Genomic DNA, 17,116 nt, shown 5'->3' with positions numbered 1-17,116 from the left:
GGGACCGGGCGTGGGGAAAGGTGGGGAAATGCGGGGACCGACGAATCCGCCACCCCGTGAACGCGATCCGGATCACTCCGCGAAAGAAAAACGACACGCCGCACATCACGGCGTGTCGTTCGAGGCGGTTCAGTTGTCGGCTACTCGCCGCTGGGCACGGCAATCATCGCGCAACCACATTCGGCCGCTCGCCTCCGCTCCCGCGGACGCGAGCGGAGGCTCAGCTGTCCTGCTCGAAGCGGCGCCTGAACCGATCTTCCATGCGGGCGGAGAAGCCACCGGCCTTGCGTTGCTTACCCTTTGCCGCACGGCCGGGAATGCCACCGGGACCGGAGGGGGCGTCGCCGCTGCCTCGGCCGCTCTTGGTCATACCCGAGCCGCCCAGCAGCAACAGCACACCCGCGCCGAACATCACGATGAAGCCGAGCAGGCTGATGATGGGGAATCCGCCGGGCTTGACGGGCAGGGCGATTCCCGCAATGAGAAGAACGAGGCCGAGGACGAAGAGCGCGGCCGCCTGAAGTCTGCGTCTTCCGGTGGCAGAGCGAAGCCGACCACCACGCACGGTCGAGGCGAATTTAGGGTCCTCAGCATAGAGCGCGCTCTCGATCTGTTCGAGCATGCGCTGCTCGTGCTCGGAGAGTGGCACGGTACCTCCCCCGGCACTAGGTCCTGGTTGTCGCCTCCGGGTAGACGACAAGTAGCCGACCTTGGCGGCTACTGCCACCAATGATACGAGTTCGATCAGTGCGCTACCACCTACTCGCCGATGTTCACGCCGTACCGTCGGCGAGCCAGCCCGGCGCGGGACGCAACCGGGCCGCCGTGATCGCCAGCGCATCCTCCACATCGCGCAGGAATGCCTCCACCCGCGAGGCGAACTCGTCGGCCTGGGTATCGCTGATCGCCCGGTCCAGTCCGGCCTCGAGCGCGGCACGGGTCTCGGAGAAGGAACTGAAGTAGTCCGACCACATCACGAATTCCGGTGCGGCCTGCTGCATCAGCACCCAGGCGTTGCGGGAGCGGGCCCGCGGTGCGCGGTCGGCACCGGTCGCGGCCAGCACCGCCCCGGCCCCGCGCAGCGCCGCGAGGTAGGCGCTGCGCAGCCGCTCACGCGGATCGGGTTCGGCCCAGGCCTGCTGCACCATCGTGTCCGCCCGGTCGAGCAGTCCGCCCGCTCGGCCGGCACGTCGTGGATCGTCCATCCGACCAGCCATCTCGACACCTCCACATTTCGCATACCGCGCCCGGTCGACCGTGCCGAACCGAACAGGTATTCGAACGTTTCAATTGAATGTGAATATAGAGACGACCACCGACAGACTTTCGCGCCGAACGCGCGCCGCGCACCCTGGATGGGGACCCCCGCACCCCACGCACCCAACTCCGACGCCCGCCCCCGACACCACAGACACCTTCGACAGACAGAGACGGCCCCGAAGATATGGCTCCCCGCTCATGACCGCCGTCAGGCCCCGCCACACCCCCGCGCCCGTCGTCGTCGACCTCTCGGCAGCGACGTTGCGCCACCGGCTGCACGACGCCCTCGCCGTGTACGTCGCGGCGATGGACTATCCACGCGGCACCGAACACCACCGCGCCCCGATGTGGGCCGAACACACCACCCGGCCGGGCTGGCAGGCCGTCGCCGCGGTGGTCCCCGACGACAGCGGCCAGGTCGATCTGCGTACCGCGCCGATCGTGGCGATCGCCTACGGCTATCGCGGCGCGCCGCACCAGTGGTGGCATCAGCAGGTCCACACCGGCATGCGCCGCTCGGGCTGGCCGGAGCAGACCGCGCGGGCCCTGCTGTCGGACTACTTCGAACTCACCGAACTGCACGTCCATCCGTCCGCTCAGGGCCGCGGCATCGGCGAGACCCTGCTGGTACGGCTGCTCGAGCAGCGCACGGAGGCGGCGGTGCTGCTGTCCACCCCGGAGGTCGACCACGAGGCCAACCGCGCCTGGCGGCTGTATCGCCGGCAGGGATTCACCGATGTGGTCCGGCATTTCGTCTTCTCCGGCGATACCCGGCGCTTCGCCGTGCTCGGCCGCCGGCTGCCGTTACGGACGCCCGAACAGTGACGACACTGGTTCTCGGCTCCGGCCACAACGCACTGGTCGCGGCCTGCTATCTGGCACGCGCGGGACATCCGGTCGAGGTACTCGAGCGCGACGAGGTGCTCGGTGGCGCGGTGTCGACGGTCGAGCGCTTCCCGGGCCATCTCATGGACCGCGGTTCCTCGGCGCACATCATGATCCGCCACACCGGCATCATCGAGGAACTCGAGCTGGAGAAGTTCGGCCTGCGCTACATCGATTGCGACCCTTGGGCTTTCGCCCCCGCACCGGTGGGCTCGGATGCCCAGCCGATCGTCTTCCACCGCGATGTCGACCGCACCTGCGCCTCGATCGAACGGGCCTGCGGCCCCCGCGAGGCCGAGGCCTACCGGAGGTTCGTCCGAACCTGGGGTCCCCGGGCCCAGCGGGTGATGCGGGCGTTCGGCGGCGCGCCGACACCGGGCCGGTTCCTGCGCGCGTTCTGGGGCCTCGACGCCCGGGCCGGCGGCAGCGCGCTGTCACGTGAATTCCTGCAGTCCGGAGATGCCTTGCTGGACAGCTGGTTCGACGACGAACGGCTGAAGGCGGCGCTGGCCTGGTTCGGCGCGCAGTCCGGACCGCCGATGTCGGAACCCGGCACCGCGCCGATGGCCGGTTTCGCCGCCCTGATGCACACGCTCCCGCCCGGCCGCGCGGTCGGCGGGAGCGGTGCGCTCACCACGGCACTCGTGGCGCGGCTGCGCGCCGACGGTGGCACCGTCTCAGCCGGTGACGGGGTAACCGAACTGCGCCGCTCGGGCGAGGGCTGGCGGGTGCGCACGGCGAGCGGCCGCGACCTGTCCGCCCGCACCGTGATTTCCGGCACACACGTGCTCACCACCCTGGAGTTGTTGCGGCGCGGCGGATTCGACGACACCGTACTCGCCGACTGGCGGCGGCGTATCCGGGTCGGCCCCGGCATCGGCATGGTCGTGCGGACCGCGACCTCCGCCCTCCCCGTATACCCCGGTGCCACACCGGAGGAGTCGACGCGCGGACTGCAATTGCTGGTGACCGATCGACGGCAGTTGCGACTCGCCCACGCCGCCGCGCTGGCCGGGGAACTGCCGCCGCGTCCGGTGGTGCTGGCCATGAGTTTCAGCGCCCTCGACCCCACGATCGCACCGCCCGGTGAACATCAGCTGTCACTGTGGGCGCAGTGGCATCCGCACCGGCTCGCCGACGGCAGCGAGTGGAGCGCGCACGGTGAGCGCGAGGCCGACCGCATCATCGCCGAAGTCGATTCCTACGCACCCGGTTTCGCCGATTCGGTGCGGCAGCGGTATGTGCAGACACCCGCCGATCTGGAGACCGAATTGGGGCTCATCGGCGGCAATGTCATGCATGTGGAGATGTCGATGGATCAGATGTTCTTCTGGCGGCCGATTCCGGAACTGTCCGGACAGAAGGTGCCGGGGGCGCCCGGGCTGTATCTGACCGGCGCCTCCACCCACCCCGGCGGCGGAGTGTCGGGCGCCAGCGGGCGCACCGCGGCGGGGCTGGTGCTGCGATCGCTGCGCCGCGGTCGCTTCACTCGGCGATGACGGCGCGGCAATGGCCGGCGGTGACCGCCGTGGCCTGGGTCGCGGCCCAGATCGCCTATCCCCTCACCGACGGCTCGGCGCGCGATCGGGTGACGATCCTGATCGTCGCGCTGTCGGCGGCCACCGCACTGCTGCACGCCTGGGTGGCCCGGGGCATCGGCTGGGCGGCCGGCTACGCGATGATCGTCGGCGGCGTCGGCGCGGTCGCCGAGATGATCGGCACCGCAAGCGGATTCCCGTTCGGCTGCTACCACTACGCGCACGGGCGGCTCGGTCCCGATCTCGCGCAGGTGCCGCTGCTCGTGCCGGTGGCCTGGGTCGGCGGTCTCTACCCCATCTGGGTGGCGACCGGGCTGCTGTGCCGCCGCACCGCCACCCGCATCGCCGCGACGGCCGTGGGGGCGGTGGGCTGGGACCTCTACCTCGACCCGCAGATGGTGGCCGACGGGCAGTGGACCTGGTGTTCGGCCCACCCGGGCCTGCCGGGAATCGGCGATATCCCGTATACGAACTACGTCGGCTGGTTCGCAGTCGGCGCCCTGATGGCGACACTGCTCGCCGTGCTCGAACGCCGCTGCGCACCGCGCGGCGCCGGACCCGCCGTACCGATCGCGGTGCTGTTGTGGACCTGGTTCGGATCGGCCCTGGCCCATGCGGTGTTCCTGGATCTGCCCGCGTCCGCGGGGTACGGCCTGATCGGTCTCGGGCTGGTGGCGCTACCCACGGCGGTATGGGTGCTGCGGGCGGCGCGGCACCGCGACCGGCTGCCCGCGCCGCCGTAAACGCCCGTCGCGTGCCGACGATCACTGTGGCTCATGGCACGATGTGTGCCGTGCAGCCGAGTCCGACACCATCGATGCCAGAGTCGACCCACACGCCGCGGCGAACACGGCGTCATCGCCTCTGGTCCGTAGCCCTGCTGGCGCTGCTGCTGGCGCCGTTGCTGACCGGCTGCCTGCGGGTCCAGGTATCGATGGGCGTGTCTTCCAACGACCGCGTGTCCGGCCATCTGGTGGCCGCCGTGATCCCGGCCAACGACAAGGACAAGGGCCCCGAGCTGAAGGCACCCGAAACCCTGGCCGCGAAGATCCGGGTCGAGCCCTACAGCCAGGACGGCTACGTCGGCAGCCAGGTCTACTTCGACGACCTGACCTTCGGCGAGGTGCAGCAGCTGGGCGCGCTGTCGGATCAGACGCAGGGCATGTTCAACCTGCAGTTCATCCGCACCGGTGACAAGGTCACCCTCACCGGCCGGGTCGACCTGAAATCCGTTCCGCCGCAGGGTTCCGACGTGCAGTTCACCGTCGCCTTCCCGGCCCGGGTGGCCACCACCAACGGCACTCGCCAGGGCGATTCGACGGTCTCGTGGAAGCTGCCGGCCGGCGATGTGAGCACCGTGCGCGCCGAGGTCAACTACGCCGACCCGAACACCCGCTCCTTCGCCGGATGGGCCGGCATCGTCGGCGGCATCACCCTCGCGGTGGCCGCCATGGTCGCGGTGCTGGCGTATCTGAATCGCAACCCCACGCCGCCGTGGCGTCCGCGGGTGAAGCAGGACGCCTGATCAGGGACCACGATGGGCGTCCGTGAGCACCGCCTCCGCCGTCTCGGCCCAGCCGGGAACGGCCACATGACACGGCTCGGTGCGCGGAAGGTCGTCGAGCCGCTCGTCACGGCGGGCGCGATCGTGGCCGGCGCGGGATGTGCGATGGCACTGGTGAACCGGCTCGGCATGCGGCGGCTGCGGGCCGATGCCACCCCCGCGATCGAGCCGGTGATCATCGCGATCCCGGCCCGCGACGAAGCACCACGACTACCGCGACTGATCGCGGATCTGCGTGCCCAGCAAGGTGTTTCGCGCATGCGGATCTGGATCCTCGACGACGGATCCACCGACGGCACCTTCGCGGCCGCCGTCGAGGCGATCGGTGACGACGATCGATTCACCGTGGTCGCCGCCGACACCGACCCCGAACCCGGATGGACCGGCAAGAACGCGGCCTGCGCGCGTCTGGCCGAACTCGCGGGTGTCACCGCCGACCCGCCGCCCGGCGTCCTGATCTTCCTCGACGCCGACGTACGGCTGCGCCCGCAGGCGATCGCCGCGGCGGTGAGCGAATTGCGCCGCAGCGGTGCGGGTTCGGTGTCTCCCTGGCCGTATCAGCGGGCGGGATCGCTCGCGGAGGCGCTGGTGCAGCCGCTGCTGTGCTGGTCGTGGGCCACGACGCTGCCGGTGCGGCTCGCCGATCGCGGCCTGCGGCCGTCGACCGCGGTGGCTTGCGGGCAGTTTCTCGTCTTCGACACCGCGGTCTATCGCGCGGTGGGCGGGCATGCGGCGGTGGCCGGTTCGATCACCGAGGATCTGGCGCTGGCGCGGGTGCTGCGCCGCGCCGGACATCGCACCGTGCTGGCGGCGGCGGGGACACTGGCGAGTACCCGCATGTACCGCGGCGCGGCCGAAGTCGAGGGCGGCTACACCCGCTGGCTGTGGTCGGCCTACGGCGGCCCGGCCGGCGCCCTGGCGGTGGATATGGTGGCCGCGGTCGCGTACGTGCTGCCCGCCCTCGCCGCGCTGTTCGGTCGCGGCCGGATCCGGCGGATAGGTGTCGCGGGCTACGGCGCGGGTGTCGCGAGCCGGCTGCTGGCCCGCTCACTGGAATCCGGGACGCTGCCGCGCGGCGCCGATATCGGTGCGGCGCTGGCACATCCGGTGTCGATCGGCGCGTATCTGCGCCTGTCGGGCCGGTCGTGGCTGCTGCATCGGCGCGGGGCGCTGCGCTGGAAGGGCCGCCCGGTGCCGGACGGCCCGGACCGTTCCCGGCCCGGGCGCGCCGAACTCAGGGCACCGAGGTAACGCCGACCGTCGGCAGGAACGCGCAGGTGTTGGCGCCGTTGCGGACCGTGCCGAACACCGCCGCCAGCACCGTTCCGGAGCCGGTGTCCACCGGCACCGCGCGCACGCCGCCGACCGGCAGCGCCGCCAGGAAGAAGTTGCGGATCGCCTGCTCGAACGCCGGGCGCACCTCCGGCGGCAGATTCGGCGGCACCATCGAGCCGACGACCTGGGACAGCGGGCCCATCGCGGCGAATCCGCCGCGGCCGTTGGACACGTTGAACCAGGCCACCTGCATACCGGTGGTGTCGGCGCCGTCGGGGCCCATGCCGTAGGGGACGAAGGCGAACATCGTCTGCCCGGCCTTCACCGCGGACAGATCCAGCCCGGGCACCGGCACCGCCAGCTTGGGCCACGGCCCGGGTACCGCACCGGCCAGCGCCGGGACGAGTCCGAGGGTGCTGCCGTCCTGGCAGAACGCCGACCCGGACGGATACAGGAACGGCTGGATGCCCAGCTGTTTCAGCGATTCGACCGCGGTCTGATAGGCGGTCAGCAAATCCGTCGCCGCCGCCGGGTTCTGGCCCACGGCAGCGATGGTGGCGACGGGGTCGGGCGGGGCGGCGGTCGCGGCGGCGGCGCCGGCGAAGGTCAGCGCACCGGTCACGGTGAGCGCTGCGGAAAGACGGACGAGACTGGTCACCACGGCCATCGGGGTTCTCCTGAGTTCGGCGGAACATCCGCACCAGGGTCGGTCCGCCGGGCCGCACAGCATGACTCGGGGACCTCCGCGTCGTCACGGTGCACGAGAGGGTACCGCCGGTGGAGGCGAATGCGCGGCAACTCGCCCGCGAAACGCCGATCAGGCGCTGACGGCCGCCGGGGTCACCGTATAGCCGAGGTTGGTGAGCACCTCGGTGGTCGCCTTGGCGAAGTTCAAGGTGATGAAATGCAGGCAGGGCGCACCCTCGTCGATCAGTCGCTGCCCGATCTCGGTGGCGATCTCGATGCCCACCGCGCGCACGGCGTTGCGATTGGCCTCCGGATCGTTTCCGGCCGCCTGCTCGAGCCGCTGCATGACCCGCGCGGGCAGCGGCCGGCCCGACAACTCCTCGGCCCGCTGCACGGTGCGCAGCGAGGTGATCGGCATCAGCTCGGGAATGATGGGCTTGGCGCCCTGTTCGGCGTCGTAGGCCGCGACCCGATCCCGCAGGCGCAGATAGTGTTCCACGTCGAAGAACATCTGCGTGATCGAATACTCCGCTCCCGCACGCAGTTTCGAGACCAGATAACGAGTGTCGTGCTCCAGGTCGGGAGACCGGTAGTGGCCCTGCGGGAACGACGCCACTCCCACGTGGAAGTCGCCGAGCTCGCAGACCATGCGGACCAGTTCCTCGGCGTATTCGACACCGTCGGGATGTTTGCGCCACTCCCCCAGCGGATCGCCCGGCGGGTCGCCGCGCAGCACGAGCATGTTGCGGATGCCGGCATCGGCGTAGCTGCCGACGATGGACCGCAGTTCGGCCACGCTGTGCCCGACCGCGGTCAGATGCGCGACGGTCAGCAGTGTGGTTTCGCGGGCCAGCTGCCCGGTGATGCGCGCGGTGCGATCGCGGGTGGATCCGCCCGCCCCGTAGGTCATCGATACGAACGCCGGATGCATCCGCTCGAATTCACGGGCGGCGCGCCACAGCCGCGCCTCGGCCGCGGCATCGCGCGGCGGATTGAATTCCACCGAGAACGGGATGGTGCCGTCGGGGCGGCGGCCCAGCTGCCCCACCACGGAGGGAGTTCCGGACGGCGTCCGGGAAGGTCGGCCTGGGGTCGATCGTCCCCGTACATTGTCGAAACTCACCGGTCCAGTGTAGTAGGACGACCTCTTCGGACGGGCCGCCCGGCCCGGATCCGCGCCGGTCCAGCGGCCGGTGCGCCTGCGGCCGGAGCTGTGCATCGGTGTCGCGGCCCACCGTCCGCCCCGACGGCGCCGGGCCGGCGGTCCCCACCCGCCTGCGCTCCGCCGACCGACCACCCCGAGCGCCACGAGACGGTCGCGCACGGACCGGCCGACCGGCCGCGATCTCGCCCGTCCGATGCGATGCGGTGCCGGTCACGCACCGGCTACGGCGCTGTCGGGCGACGGAACCGACGCAGTAAGGTTCACGGTGGGCCGCTGGACGCCGCGATACGACTTCCCCGCGACGACCGGCCGGGACCGCCGCAGCCGTCGCCGGTGCATACACAGGGTCTCGCCCCGGCCACATCCTCGGCACGCCGGAGCCGCCCCGGCGTACCCGGCATCGGCTCGCCGATACGACGAACTACCTGGAGGTTGCGTTGTCCGTTGGTCCGGCCAGCCCGGCACGTCCGGCGCCGAACGACTCCGCGGCGCTGGTGCGCGCGGTCGAACAGGCGCTGACCGGATTCTTCGCCGACCGCCGCGAACTGGTCGCCGAACTGGGGCCGGTGGTCATCTCCGCGACGGCCGCCCTCGAGGATTTCGTGCTGCGCGGCGGCAAACGGACCCGACCGGCGTTCGCCTGGACCGGATGGCTCGGCGCGGGCGGCGATCCATCCGGTGATCAGGCCGAATCGGTGCTCACCGCGTGCGCGGCCCTGGAACTGGTGCAGGCGTGCGCACTGATCCACGACGACATCATCGACTCCTCGCGCACCCGGCGCGGCTTCCCGACCGTGCACGTGGACTTCGAAGATCGCCACCGCGACCACGGCTGGGGTGGCGATTCGGCGCATTTCGGAGTGAGCGTGGCGATCCTGATCGGCGATTTGGCGCTGACGTGGGCCGACGACATGGTCGCCGCCGCCGGCCTGGACGCCGCGGCCCGGGCGCGGTTCGCGCCGGTGTGGGCGGCGATGCGCACCGAGGTGATGGGCGGCCAGCTGCTCGACGTGCACGGTGAGGCCGGCGCCGACGATTCGGTGGCCGCCGCGCTGCGGATCAACCGGTACAAGACCGCCGCCTACACTGTGGAGCGGCCGCTGCATCTGGGCGCCGCGCTGGCCGGGGCCGATCCGGAGCTGATCGCCGCCTACCGGGAGTTCGGCACCGATATCGGCATCGCGTTCCAGTTGCGTGACGACCTGCTCGGCGTCTTCGGCGATCCGGCCGTCACCGGCAAACCGTCGGGTGACGACCTGCGCGAGGGAAAGCGCACGGTCCTGGTCGCCGAGGCGCTGCGCCGCGCCGACGCCACCGATCCCGCCGCGGCGCGGCTGTTGCGCTCGTCGCTGGGCACCGACCTCGCTCCCGATCAGGTCACCCGGTTGCGCGACCTCATCACCGGGCTCGGCGCCGTCGACGATGTCGAGCGCCGCATCACCGAACTGACCGACCGCGGCCTCGGCGCGCTGGCGGCCAGCTCGGTCACCCCCGAGGCCGGCGATCGGCTGCGCGCGATGGCGCTGGCCGCGACCAGGCGGGTGTCGTGAAAACCGTTGCCGGACGGTGCGATCGGATCGTCGTCGTGGGCGCCGGCCTGTCCGGGCTGGCGGCGGCGCTGTATCTGACCGGAGCCGGGCGCCGGGTGACCCTGCTCGAACGCGCCGATCATCCGGGCGGACGAGTCGGCCTCTATCGCGGGCCGGACTACGAGATCGATTCCGGCGCAACGGTTCTCACCCTGCCCGGGCTCATCGACGAGGCGCTGGCCGCGGTCGGCACCGACACCGCCGCCCACGGACTGCGGATCCACCGACTCGATCCCGCCTACCAGGCGCATTTCGCCGACGACAGCGTGATCGGGGTGTATCCGGATCCGGAGCGAATGGCGGCCGAGGTGCGCCGCGCATGCGGAGACGCACAAGCACAACGCTATCGGAACCTGCGGGACTGGCTGGCCCGGATCTACGCCGGCGCCTACGACCAGTTCATGGACACCAATTTCGATTCCCCGCTCGATATGGTCCGCATACCCGAGAAGCGCGCGGCGCTGTGGGAACTGGTGCGGCTGGGCGCGTTCGGCCGGCTGGGCCCGCGGGTCGAGCGCATCCTGGGCGATCCGAAGCTGGCGCGGCTGTTCACCTTTCAGGCTCTCTACGCCGGGACCGCACCCGCGCAGGCGTTGGCCGTCTACGGCGCGATTCCGCATATGGACACCTCGCTGGGCGTCTACTACCCGGTCGGCGGCATGCGGGCGATCACCGCGACGCTGGCGGCCGCGTTCACCGGCGCCGGTGGGCAGCTGGAACTGAACTGCGAGGTCAGCGGTATCGATTACCACGCCGGGCGCGCACGGCGGGTCCGCACCGCCGACGGGCGCGACTTCGACTGCGATGCGGTGGTCCTGACCGCCGATCTCGGCTCGCTGAGCCGTTTCGGCATTCGCCGGCACCGTCCGTTGCGGGCGGCACCTTCCGCGGTGGTCGCGCACGGCACCATCCCGGCCGAGGTGGCGGCGCGGTGGCCGCTACAGGCCCACCACACCATCGATTTCGGCCGGGCCTGGGAGGAGACGTTCGCCGAAATCGCCGCCCGGCGCGGCCGCGGGCGACTGATGAGCGATCCGTCGCTGCTGATCACCCGGCCCGCGCTCAGCGATCCCGGCCAATTCGTCGAACGGCCCACCGGACGCTACGAACCGCTGTCGGTGCTGGCGCCGTGCCCGAATCTCGATGCCGCGCCCCTGGATTGGCCGCGTCTGGGACCGGCGTACCTGCGAGAACTGCTGGCCGTACTGGAGCAGCGCGGATACCGGGGTATCGCCGGACATTTCACCGTCGATCACCTCGACACGCCGCAGACATGGCATGAGCAGGGAATGATCGCCGGAACGCCGTTCTCGGCCGCGCACCTGTTCCGCCAGACCGGACCGTTCCGCACCCGCAATCTCGCTCGCACCCCGGCCAACGTGGTGCTGGCCGGATGCGGGACCACGCCGGGGGTCGGCGTGCCGACCGCGCTGCTGTCGGGAAAACTGGCCGCCGAACGCATTACCGGCCCCTTCCGGCACGCCGACGGCGCCACGGCGCCGACCGGCGCGCTAGGGTTGCCGACAACCCATTAAACTGGCCCGCGAACTGACCACTCCCGCGGTTCCGCACCGCACCGACATTCCCGGGGGGAAGACGAACCATGCCGACCCCCGATATGGACACTGCCCCCGCGACAGCGCCGATGACCAGCACCGTTACCACGGTGCCGGTGACCACCGTGCCGGTCCCCGAACCGGCCGTGCACACCGTGCGCTGGTGGGTGCGCTGGGCGGGCGACTTCTTCCGCAGCCCCGAGGGCCACGCGGCCCTGCTCGGCTTCTGGGGCGCGGTTCTGATCACCTTCGGCGGCTTGGGCGCCGGCGCGGTGCGCCGCAGCGATCCCCTGCTGGAAGCGGCCCACCTGTCCTGGCTGCGATTCGGGCACGGCTACGCGCTGGCCACCATCGTGGTGTGGCTGGGCGTGCTGTCGATGATCGTCGCGTGGGTCCGGTTGGGACGCATCACCATCGGCACCGGCGCCCGCCGCGGCCCCGGCAGCACCGTGACGCTGAACGAACTGCGGGTGATCGTCGGCATCTGGATTCTGCCGCTGCTGTTCGCGGTGCCCATGTTCAGCCAGGACGTGTACTCGTATCTGGCGCAGGGCGCGCTGTTGCGCGACGGTTTCGACCCGTACAAGGTCGGGCCGGTGGTGAATCCCGGTGTGCTGCTGGACAATGTGAGCCCGGTCTGGACCACCACCACCGCACCCTACGGCCCGATCTTCCTGCTCATGGGGCAGGCCATCACCAGTATCACCGGTGACAACGTGGTGGCCGGCACCATCGCGATGCGCCTGGTCATGCTGCCGGGATTGGCCCTGATGATGTGGGCCGTCCCCCATATGACCAAACACCTCGGCGGTAAGCCGACGGTGGCGCTGTGGCTGGCGGTGCTCAACCCGCTGGTGCTGATCCATCTGATCGGCGGCGTGCACAACGAGATGCTCATGGTCGGCCTGATGGCGGCCGGCATCGCCCTGGTGCTGGAGCGCCACCACGCGGCCGGCATCGTGGTGGTCGCGATCGGTGTCGCGATCAAGGCGACTGCCGGGGTGGCGCTGCCGTTCCTGGTGTGGATCTGGATGATTCACGAACGCGAGCGGCGAGCCGCGGAGAACAAGGGGCCGCTGCCGCACCCGATTCGGACCTTCGTCAAGATCGCGGGCCTCGGCGTGTCGGTGTTCGCGGTGGTCTTCGTGGCCGCCTCCGCGGCCGCGGGTGTCGGTATCGGCTGGCTGACCGCGCTGTCGGGGTCGAAGAAGATCATCAACTGGCTCTCGCTGCCGACGATCATGGCGCACATGGTCACCTGGGTGACGCCGCTGAATCTCGGCGAGGTGCTGGTGTGGACGCGCGGACTCTGCGCGCTCGCACTGGTCGCCATCCTGGCGTGGACCTGGTGGCGCTACAAGAGCTCGGAACGCGATGCGGTGATGGGCATTCTCATCGCCTTCGTCGCGATCGTGATCCTGTCGCCGGCGGCGCTGCCCTGGTACTACTCGTGGCCGCTGGCGCTGGCCGCCGGATTCGCCATGTCGACCACCACCCTGATGATCCTGGTGGGATTGTGCACCTGGCTGATGCTGGTGTTCCAGCCGGGCGGCTCGATCGGCCTCTACAACGTCTGGCACGTCGCGGCGGCCACCTTCGTCGCCGTGGTGGCGGCGCTGTCGCTGCGCAAGGTGGATCCGCTGCGGCTGCGCGCCGATTCGGGCAGACCCAAGCAGTGACCGGCCGCGGCGCCGACGCCGAACTGGCGGCCGCATACCGGCATTGCAGAGCCATCGCGGCGGAACACGGCCGCACCTATTTCCTGGCCACCCGGTTACTGTCACCGCCGCAGCGGTCGGCGGTGCACGCGCTCTACGCGTTCGCCCGTACCGTCGACGATGTTGTCGATCGCGCCGAAAGCACTTGCGACGCGGTCGGTTTCGGTGCGCTCGGCGCCCAGCGCTCCGCCGCGGCACGGGATCGCGCCTCCGTTCGCACGAGCAGTCAGGCCGCGCCCGATTCCGGAAACCCCGACCTCGCGGCGGCATTGCGGCTGGACCGAATCGACACGCAACTCCGTACCGCACTGAAGGATGCGGGGCTCCTCGCCGAGATGTGGTGGACCGCTGCCGGCACAACGGAGGCCGAGACCCCGCTCGCGGAAAGCGTAGCGATCGACGCCCCGGTACTCGCCGCCCTCGTCGACACCGTCGCCCGGTATAGCATTGCGCCCGACCACTTCCGGGTGTTCCTCGATGCCATGCGGATGGATGTGCCGGGTAGCCCGCTGTTCCGGAACCGGTATGCGGATATGGGCGAATTGCGAGAGTACATGCGCGGTTCGGCCGCGGCGATCGGACTGCAACTACTCCCGATCCTCGGCACGGTGGTGCCGGTGGCCGAGGCCGAACCGGCGGCCGCCGCGCTGGGTGAGGCGTTCCAGCTCACCAACTTTCTGCGGGATGTCGCCGAAGATCTCGATCGCGGGCGCATCTACCTGCCGGGCGACGAACTTGCGGCCTTCGGCGTCGACGCCGATCTGCTAGCTCATTGCCGGCGTACCGGCCGGACCGATCCGCGGGTCCGCCGCGCCTTGGCACATCTGATCGCGACGAACCGCGCGGTCTATCGCACCGCCGCGCCGGGCATCGATCTGCTCCGGCCGCGGGTACGCCCCGCCATTCGCACCGCGGCCGTGCTGTACGGGGGAATCCTCGACGAGATCGAGCGCCACGACTACGCCGTATTCGACCGCCGCGCAACGGTTCCCACCGCACGGCGGCTCCGGGTCGCGGTCACCGAATTGGGTTCCGGATTGCGCCGCCCGGCGAATCCGGTCTCGCTGCTGCGCGCCCCGCTCCCCCACGTTTCTCACACCGCGGTCCCCCGCGCGTTCGGCACGGCACGGCCGAACGCGCCCCGCGCCTGACACCGAACTCACCGTCACCGACGGACCTCTGCCCCGCCATCGCCCTCGACCCGTCCGAAGCGACCACCGCGCGGCACACCGACGACGGCCTGCAGGCCGCGACCAGGGCCGCCACCGGCGTCACCGCGGTCGAACTGCCCGACGCCGACCGCCCCAGCGCGGCGCCACCGCCGACTGTCTCGCGCGGCACTCGCAGCGTTGAGCGGGCGCGCTCCCGATCCGGGACCGAACGCTCGCCTCAGAACGGTTCGGCCGCGGCCCGGCGGACGACCTCGCGGGCGAGCGGCCCGTGGATGGCGTCGATCGGGCGGCCGGGCAGGGTGTCGTCCTCGGCGTAGATCCACTCGAGGATTTCCTCGTTCGTATATTTCGCATCCCGCATCACCGTGATGAGGCCGGTCAGGGGCTTGACGACCGCGCCCGAGGAATCGAAGAAATCTTTCGGGATACCGGCGATACCGCCGCGGCGGATCGCGATCAATTGATGATCGCGCAGCATCTGATGCACTCTGGTCACCGCGATACCGAGTTGTTCGGCCACATCCGGCAACGGGAGCAGGGTTACCGATTCGGGAACGACATCGTCGCTGCAAGGAAATGCACTCACCCGCACAACGGTAGTCCGTCGGCATCCGGATACGGCGTACGCCCGGTTTCGACGTGGGCGTTAGCACGTCATCAGCGACCGTGACGGCGCACGCCTATACGATCGGGGGTGCCGTCACGGGGGCGGCAACCGCTAGGTGAAATTCGGAGGACAGCAGTTGATCGGCCAGATGCTGGACGGGCGCTACCGCATCGACGCGCCGATCGCGCGCGGTGGGATGTCGATGGTGTTCCGGGGAGTCGACACCCGGCTGGACCGGCCCGTGGCGATCAAGGTGATGGACCCGAAGTTCGCCGGCGACCCGCAGTTCCTGACCCGCTTCGAATTCGAAGCCCGCTCGGTGGCCAAGCTCAAGCACCCCTCGCTCGTGGCGGTCTACGACCAGGGCATCGACGGGGAGTATCCGTTCCTCATCATGGAGCTCGTCGAGGGCGGCACCCTGCGCGAACTGCTGCGCGAACGCGGCCCGATGCCGCCGCACGCGGTGCGCGCGGTCGCCGAGCCGGTGCTGCGCGCGATCGGGGTCGCGCATGCCGCGGGACTCGTGCACCGCGACGTCAAACCGGAGAACGTGCTCATCTCCGATGCCGGTGAGGTGAAGATCGCCGACTTCGGCCTGGTGCGGGCGGTGGCCGGCTCGAATATGACCTCGGCCAGCGTCATCCTCGGCACCGCGGCGTACCTGTCGCCGGAACAGGTCACCGCCGGGAACGCCGACGCCCGCAGCGACGTGTACTCCTTCGGCATCCTGATCTTCGAAATGCTCACCGGCCGTGCGCCGTTCACCGGCGACACCTCGCTGTCGATCGCGTATCAGCGGGTCGAGAAGGACGTGCCGAGCCCGAGCCGGTTCATCGAGGGCGTGCCGCCGGAATTCGACGATCTGGTCGCGCACGCCACCGCCCGCGAACCCGCGCATCGCTTCGCCGATGCCACCGAGATGGCCGCCGAACTGAATCGCATCGCCACCGTGCTGCACCTGCCCGACTACCGGGTACCGGCCCCCCGGGAATCGGCCGAACACCTGTCCGCGCGATACCGCGTCGTGCAGACCCCGGCCGCGGCCCCCGGACCGGCCCACACCCCGCAGCCGGTCACCGAGGCGACGACCCGGCTCGCGTCCGAGCCGGGGCGCACCCGGGTCATGACCGCGGCCCATCCGATGCCCGAGCCCGAACCGGAGCGTCCGCACCAGCCACCGGCCCCGCCACATCGGCCGGAATTCGTACCCGATCGCGGCAGATCCCGGCGCCGGGTGCTCATCTGGGCGGCCGTGGTGGTGGTGCTCGCGCTGCTGCTGGGCATCGGCGGCTGGTGGCTGGGCGTCGGCCGTTATTCGTCGGTGCCGGCGATCGCCGGGATGACCACCGAACAGGCGACCGCGAAGCTGAAGGACGCCGGATTCGGGACGACCGTGCGCGACAAGGCCTCCGACATCATTCCGGTCGGCGGGGTGGTCGGCACCGATCCCTCCGCCGGGGCGAAGGTGCTGAAGGGGTCGACGGTCGCCGTCCTGGTGTCCAGCGGACAGCCGCACGTGCCGCAGTTTCAGCCCGGCCAGGACACGAAGACGGTGAACCAGCTCATCCGCGATGCCGGGCTCACCCCCGTCGACGGCGGCGAGAAACCCAGCACCGCCCCGAAAGGGTCGGTGGCGCAACTGGATCCGGCCCCCGGCACGGTTCTGCCGACCGGCGCGCAGGTGAAGGTCTACCGCAGTAAGGGTTCGCAGCCGGTGAAGCTGCCCGATGTGCGCGGCAAGACCGTCGAGGAGGCGAAGGCGGCGCTGCAGAACGCCGGACTCTCCGTCGGTGACACCCGCACCGACTTCGACGCGAGGATCAAGTCGGGTCAGGTCGCGGGCACCGATCCGGCCGCCGGCACCCAGGTGCTCTCCGGCGCCACGGTGACGCTGATCGTCTCCGACGCCATCCAGGTTCCCGATGTCACCGGCAAGAACGCCGCCGTGGCCCGCTCCGAACTCGAGGGGATGGGCCTCAAGGTCGTGCTGAACCAGGTGTTCAGCGGCGACCGCGGGACGGTCCGCGTGCAGTCACCGTTCGGCGGTTCGAATGTGGCGCCCGGATCCACGGTCACCCTCACCGTCCTGCCGTTCTGATC

General features: G+C 70.5%; 15 protein-coding genes. 10 read left to right on the top strand and 5 right to left on the bottom strand.

Annotation, left to right across the window (positions count from 1 at the left end; translation table 11 throughout):
* Positions 1-220: 220 nt before the first annotated feature.
* Together A5789_RS09555 and A5789_RS09550 are read right to left on the bottom strand one after the other, a co-directional pair.
* Positions 221-649: a DUF3040 domain-containing protein gene (locus tag A5789_RS09555; protein WP_062966235.1), complete on the bottom strand. Its 429-nt coding sequence runs from the start codon at positions 647-649 to the stop codon at positions 221-223.
* A gap of 124 nt (positions 650-773) precedes the next feature.
* Positions 774-1,217, bottom strand: coding sequence for an SAV_6107 family HEPN domain-containing protein (locus tag A5789_RS09550; RefSeq protein ID WP_227462782.1), 444 nt, complete (start codon positions 1,215-1,217; stop codon positions 774-776).
* A 241-nt stretch (positions 1,218-1,458) separates the two neighbouring features.
* On the opposite strand from A5789_RS09550, the gene A5789_RS09545 reads away from it, so the two are divergent.
* The 5 genes from A5789_RS09545 to A5789_RS09525 all read left to right on the top strand — a co-directional run bounded on the left by A5789_RS09545 (position 1,459) and on the right by A5789_RS09525 (position 6,498).
* Positions 1,459-2,085: an N-acetyltransferase gene (locus tag A5789_RS09545; RefSeq protein WP_063017290.1), complete on the top strand. Its 627-nt coding sequence runs from the start codon at positions 1,459-1,461 to the stop codon at positions 2,083-2,085.
* Positions 2,082-3,644, top strand: a complete 1,563-nt coding sequence (locus tag A5789_RS09540) for an NAD(P)/FAD-dependent oxidoreductase (protein WP_064901534.1) — start codon at positions 2,082-2,084, stop codon at positions 3,642-3,644. The genes A5789_RS09545 and A5789_RS09540 overlap by 4 nt, the downstream gene beginning before the upstream one ends.
* Before the next feature lie 20 nt (positions 3,645-3,664).
* On the top strand, positions 3,665-4,426 hold the full coding sequence (locus tag A5789_RS09535) for a carotenoid biosynthesis protein (RefSeq protein ID WP_321190232.1): 762 nt from the start codon (positions 3,665-3,667) through the stop codon (positions 4,424-4,426).
* A gap of 74 nt (positions 4,427-4,500) precedes the next feature.
* On the top strand, positions 4,501-5,208 hold the full coding sequence (locus A5789_RS09530) for a hypothetical protein (protein ID WP_030514728.1): 708 nt from the start codon (positions 4,501-4,503) through the stop codon (positions 5,206-5,208).
* A 66-nt stretch (positions 5,209-5,274) separates the two neighbouring features.
* A complete protein-coding gene (locus tag A5789_RS09525) occupies positions 5,275-6,498 on the top strand; it encodes a glycosyltransferase family 2 protein (RefSeq protein WP_064901532.1) in 1,224 nt (407 codons plus the stop codon).
* Here A5789_RS09525 and A5789_RS09520 read toward each other — a convergent pair.
* Entirely contained in the window at positions 6,482-7,189 is a 708-nt protein-coding gene (locus tag A5789_RS09520; protein ID WP_064901531.1) for a hypothetical protein, read from the bottom strand. The two genes, A5789_RS09525 and A5789_RS09520, sit on opposite strands and share 17 nt — an antisense overlap.
* Positions 7,190-7,339: 150 nt before the next feature.
* Complete coding sequence (locus tag A5789_RS09515) at positions 7,340-8,332, bottom strand: methylenetetrahydrofolate reductase (RefSeq protein ID WP_063833572.1); 993 nt, start codon at positions 8,330-8,332, stop codon at positions 7,340-7,342.
* Between the two features lie 479 nt (positions 8,333-8,811).
* Between A5789_RS09515 and A5789_RS09510 the strand changes: the two genes are divergently transcribed.
* The 4 genes from A5789_RS09510 to A5789_RS09495 all read left to right on the top strand — a co-directional run bounded on the left by A5789_RS09510 (position 8,812) and on the right by A5789_RS09495 (position 14,388).
* The gene (locus A5789_RS09510; RefSeq protein WP_227462781.1) at positions 8,812-9,924 is read left to right on the top strand and encodes a polyprenyl synthetase family protein; all 1,113 of its coding nucleotides are present in this window, start codon (positions 8,812-8,814) and stop codon (positions 9,922-9,924) included.
* On the top strand, positions 9,921-11,498 hold the full coding sequence (gene crtI / locus A5789_RS09505) for a phytoene desaturase family protein (protein ID WP_064901528.1): 1,578 nt from the start codon (positions 9,921-9,923) through the stop codon (positions 11,496-11,498). Before A5789_RS09510 ends, crtI begins: the two co-directional genes overlap by 4 nt.
* Positions 11,499-11,608: 110 nt before the next feature.
* Positions 11,609-13,198 carry an alpha-(1->6)-mannopyranosyltransferase A gene (locus tag A5789_RS09500; protein WP_082940588.1) on the top strand — a complete coding sequence of 530 codons (1,590 nt, stop codon included), beginning with the start codon at positions 11,609-11,611 and terminating at the stop codon, positions 13,196-13,198.
* The gene (locus tag A5789_RS09495; protein WP_064901527.1) at positions 13,195-14,388 is read left to right on the top strand and encodes a phytoene/squalene synthase family protein; all 1,194 of its coding nucleotides are present in this window, start codon (positions 13,195-13,197) and stop codon (positions 14,386-14,388) included. The genes A5789_RS09500 and A5789_RS09495 overlap by 4 nt, the downstream gene beginning before the upstream one ends.
* 238 nt (positions 14,389-14,626) lie before the next feature.
* On the opposite strand, the gene A5789_RS09490 is transcribed toward A5789_RS09495, so the two are convergent.
* A complete protein-coding gene (locus A5789_RS09490) occupies positions 14,627-14,995 on the bottom strand; it encodes an Rv2175c family DNA-binding protein (protein WP_063017302.1) in 369 nt (122 codons plus the stop codon).
* A gap of 136 nt (positions 14,996-15,131) precedes the next feature.
* Here A5789_RS09490 and pknB point away from each other — a divergent pair, with 136 nt between their 5' ends.
* Entirely contained in the window at positions 15,132-17,114 is a 1,983-nt protein-coding gene (gene pknB / locus A5789_RS09485) for a Stk1 family PASTA domain-containing Ser/Thr kinase (RefSeq protein WP_155525616.1), read from the top strand.
* The last annotated feature ends 2 nt before the right edge of the window (positions 17,115-17,116 follow it).

It is taken from the genome of Nocardia sp. 852002-51101_SCH5132738 (assembly GCF_001665695.1).
Taxonomy (GTDB): domain Bacteria; phylum Actinomycetota; class Actinomycetes; order Mycobacteriales; family Mycobacteriaceae; genus Nocardia; species Nocardia nova.
This window is presented reverse-complemented; position numbering and strand designations above follow the sequence as displayed.

Bases quoted from the DNA above. Each gene is read 5' to 3' on its own strand.
- A5789_RS09520 (WP_064901531.1), bottom strand. From the start codon at position 7,189: ATGGCCGTGGTGACCAGTCTCGTCCGTCTTTCCGCAGCGCTCACCGTG.
- A5789_RS09530 (WP_030514728.1), top strand. From the start codon at position 4,501: ATGCCAGAGTCGACCCACACGCCGCGGCGAACACGGCGTCATCGCCTC.
- A5789_RS09500 (WP_082940588.1), top strand. From the start codon at position 11,609: ATGACCAGCACCGTTACCACGGTGCCGGTGACCACCGTGCCGGTCCCC.
- A5789_RS09525 (WP_064901532.1), top strand. From the start codon at position 5,275: ATGACACGGCTCGGTGCGCGGAAGGTCGTCGAGCCGCTCGTCACGGCG.
- A5789_RS09550 (WP_227462782.1), bottom strand. From the start codon at position 1,217: ATGGCTGGTCGGATGGACGATCCACGACGTGCCGGCCGAGCGGGCGGA.
- A5789_RS09545 (WP_063017290.1), top strand. From the start codon at position 1,459: ATGACCGCCGTCAGGCCCCGCCACACCCCCGCGCCCGTCGTCGTCGAC.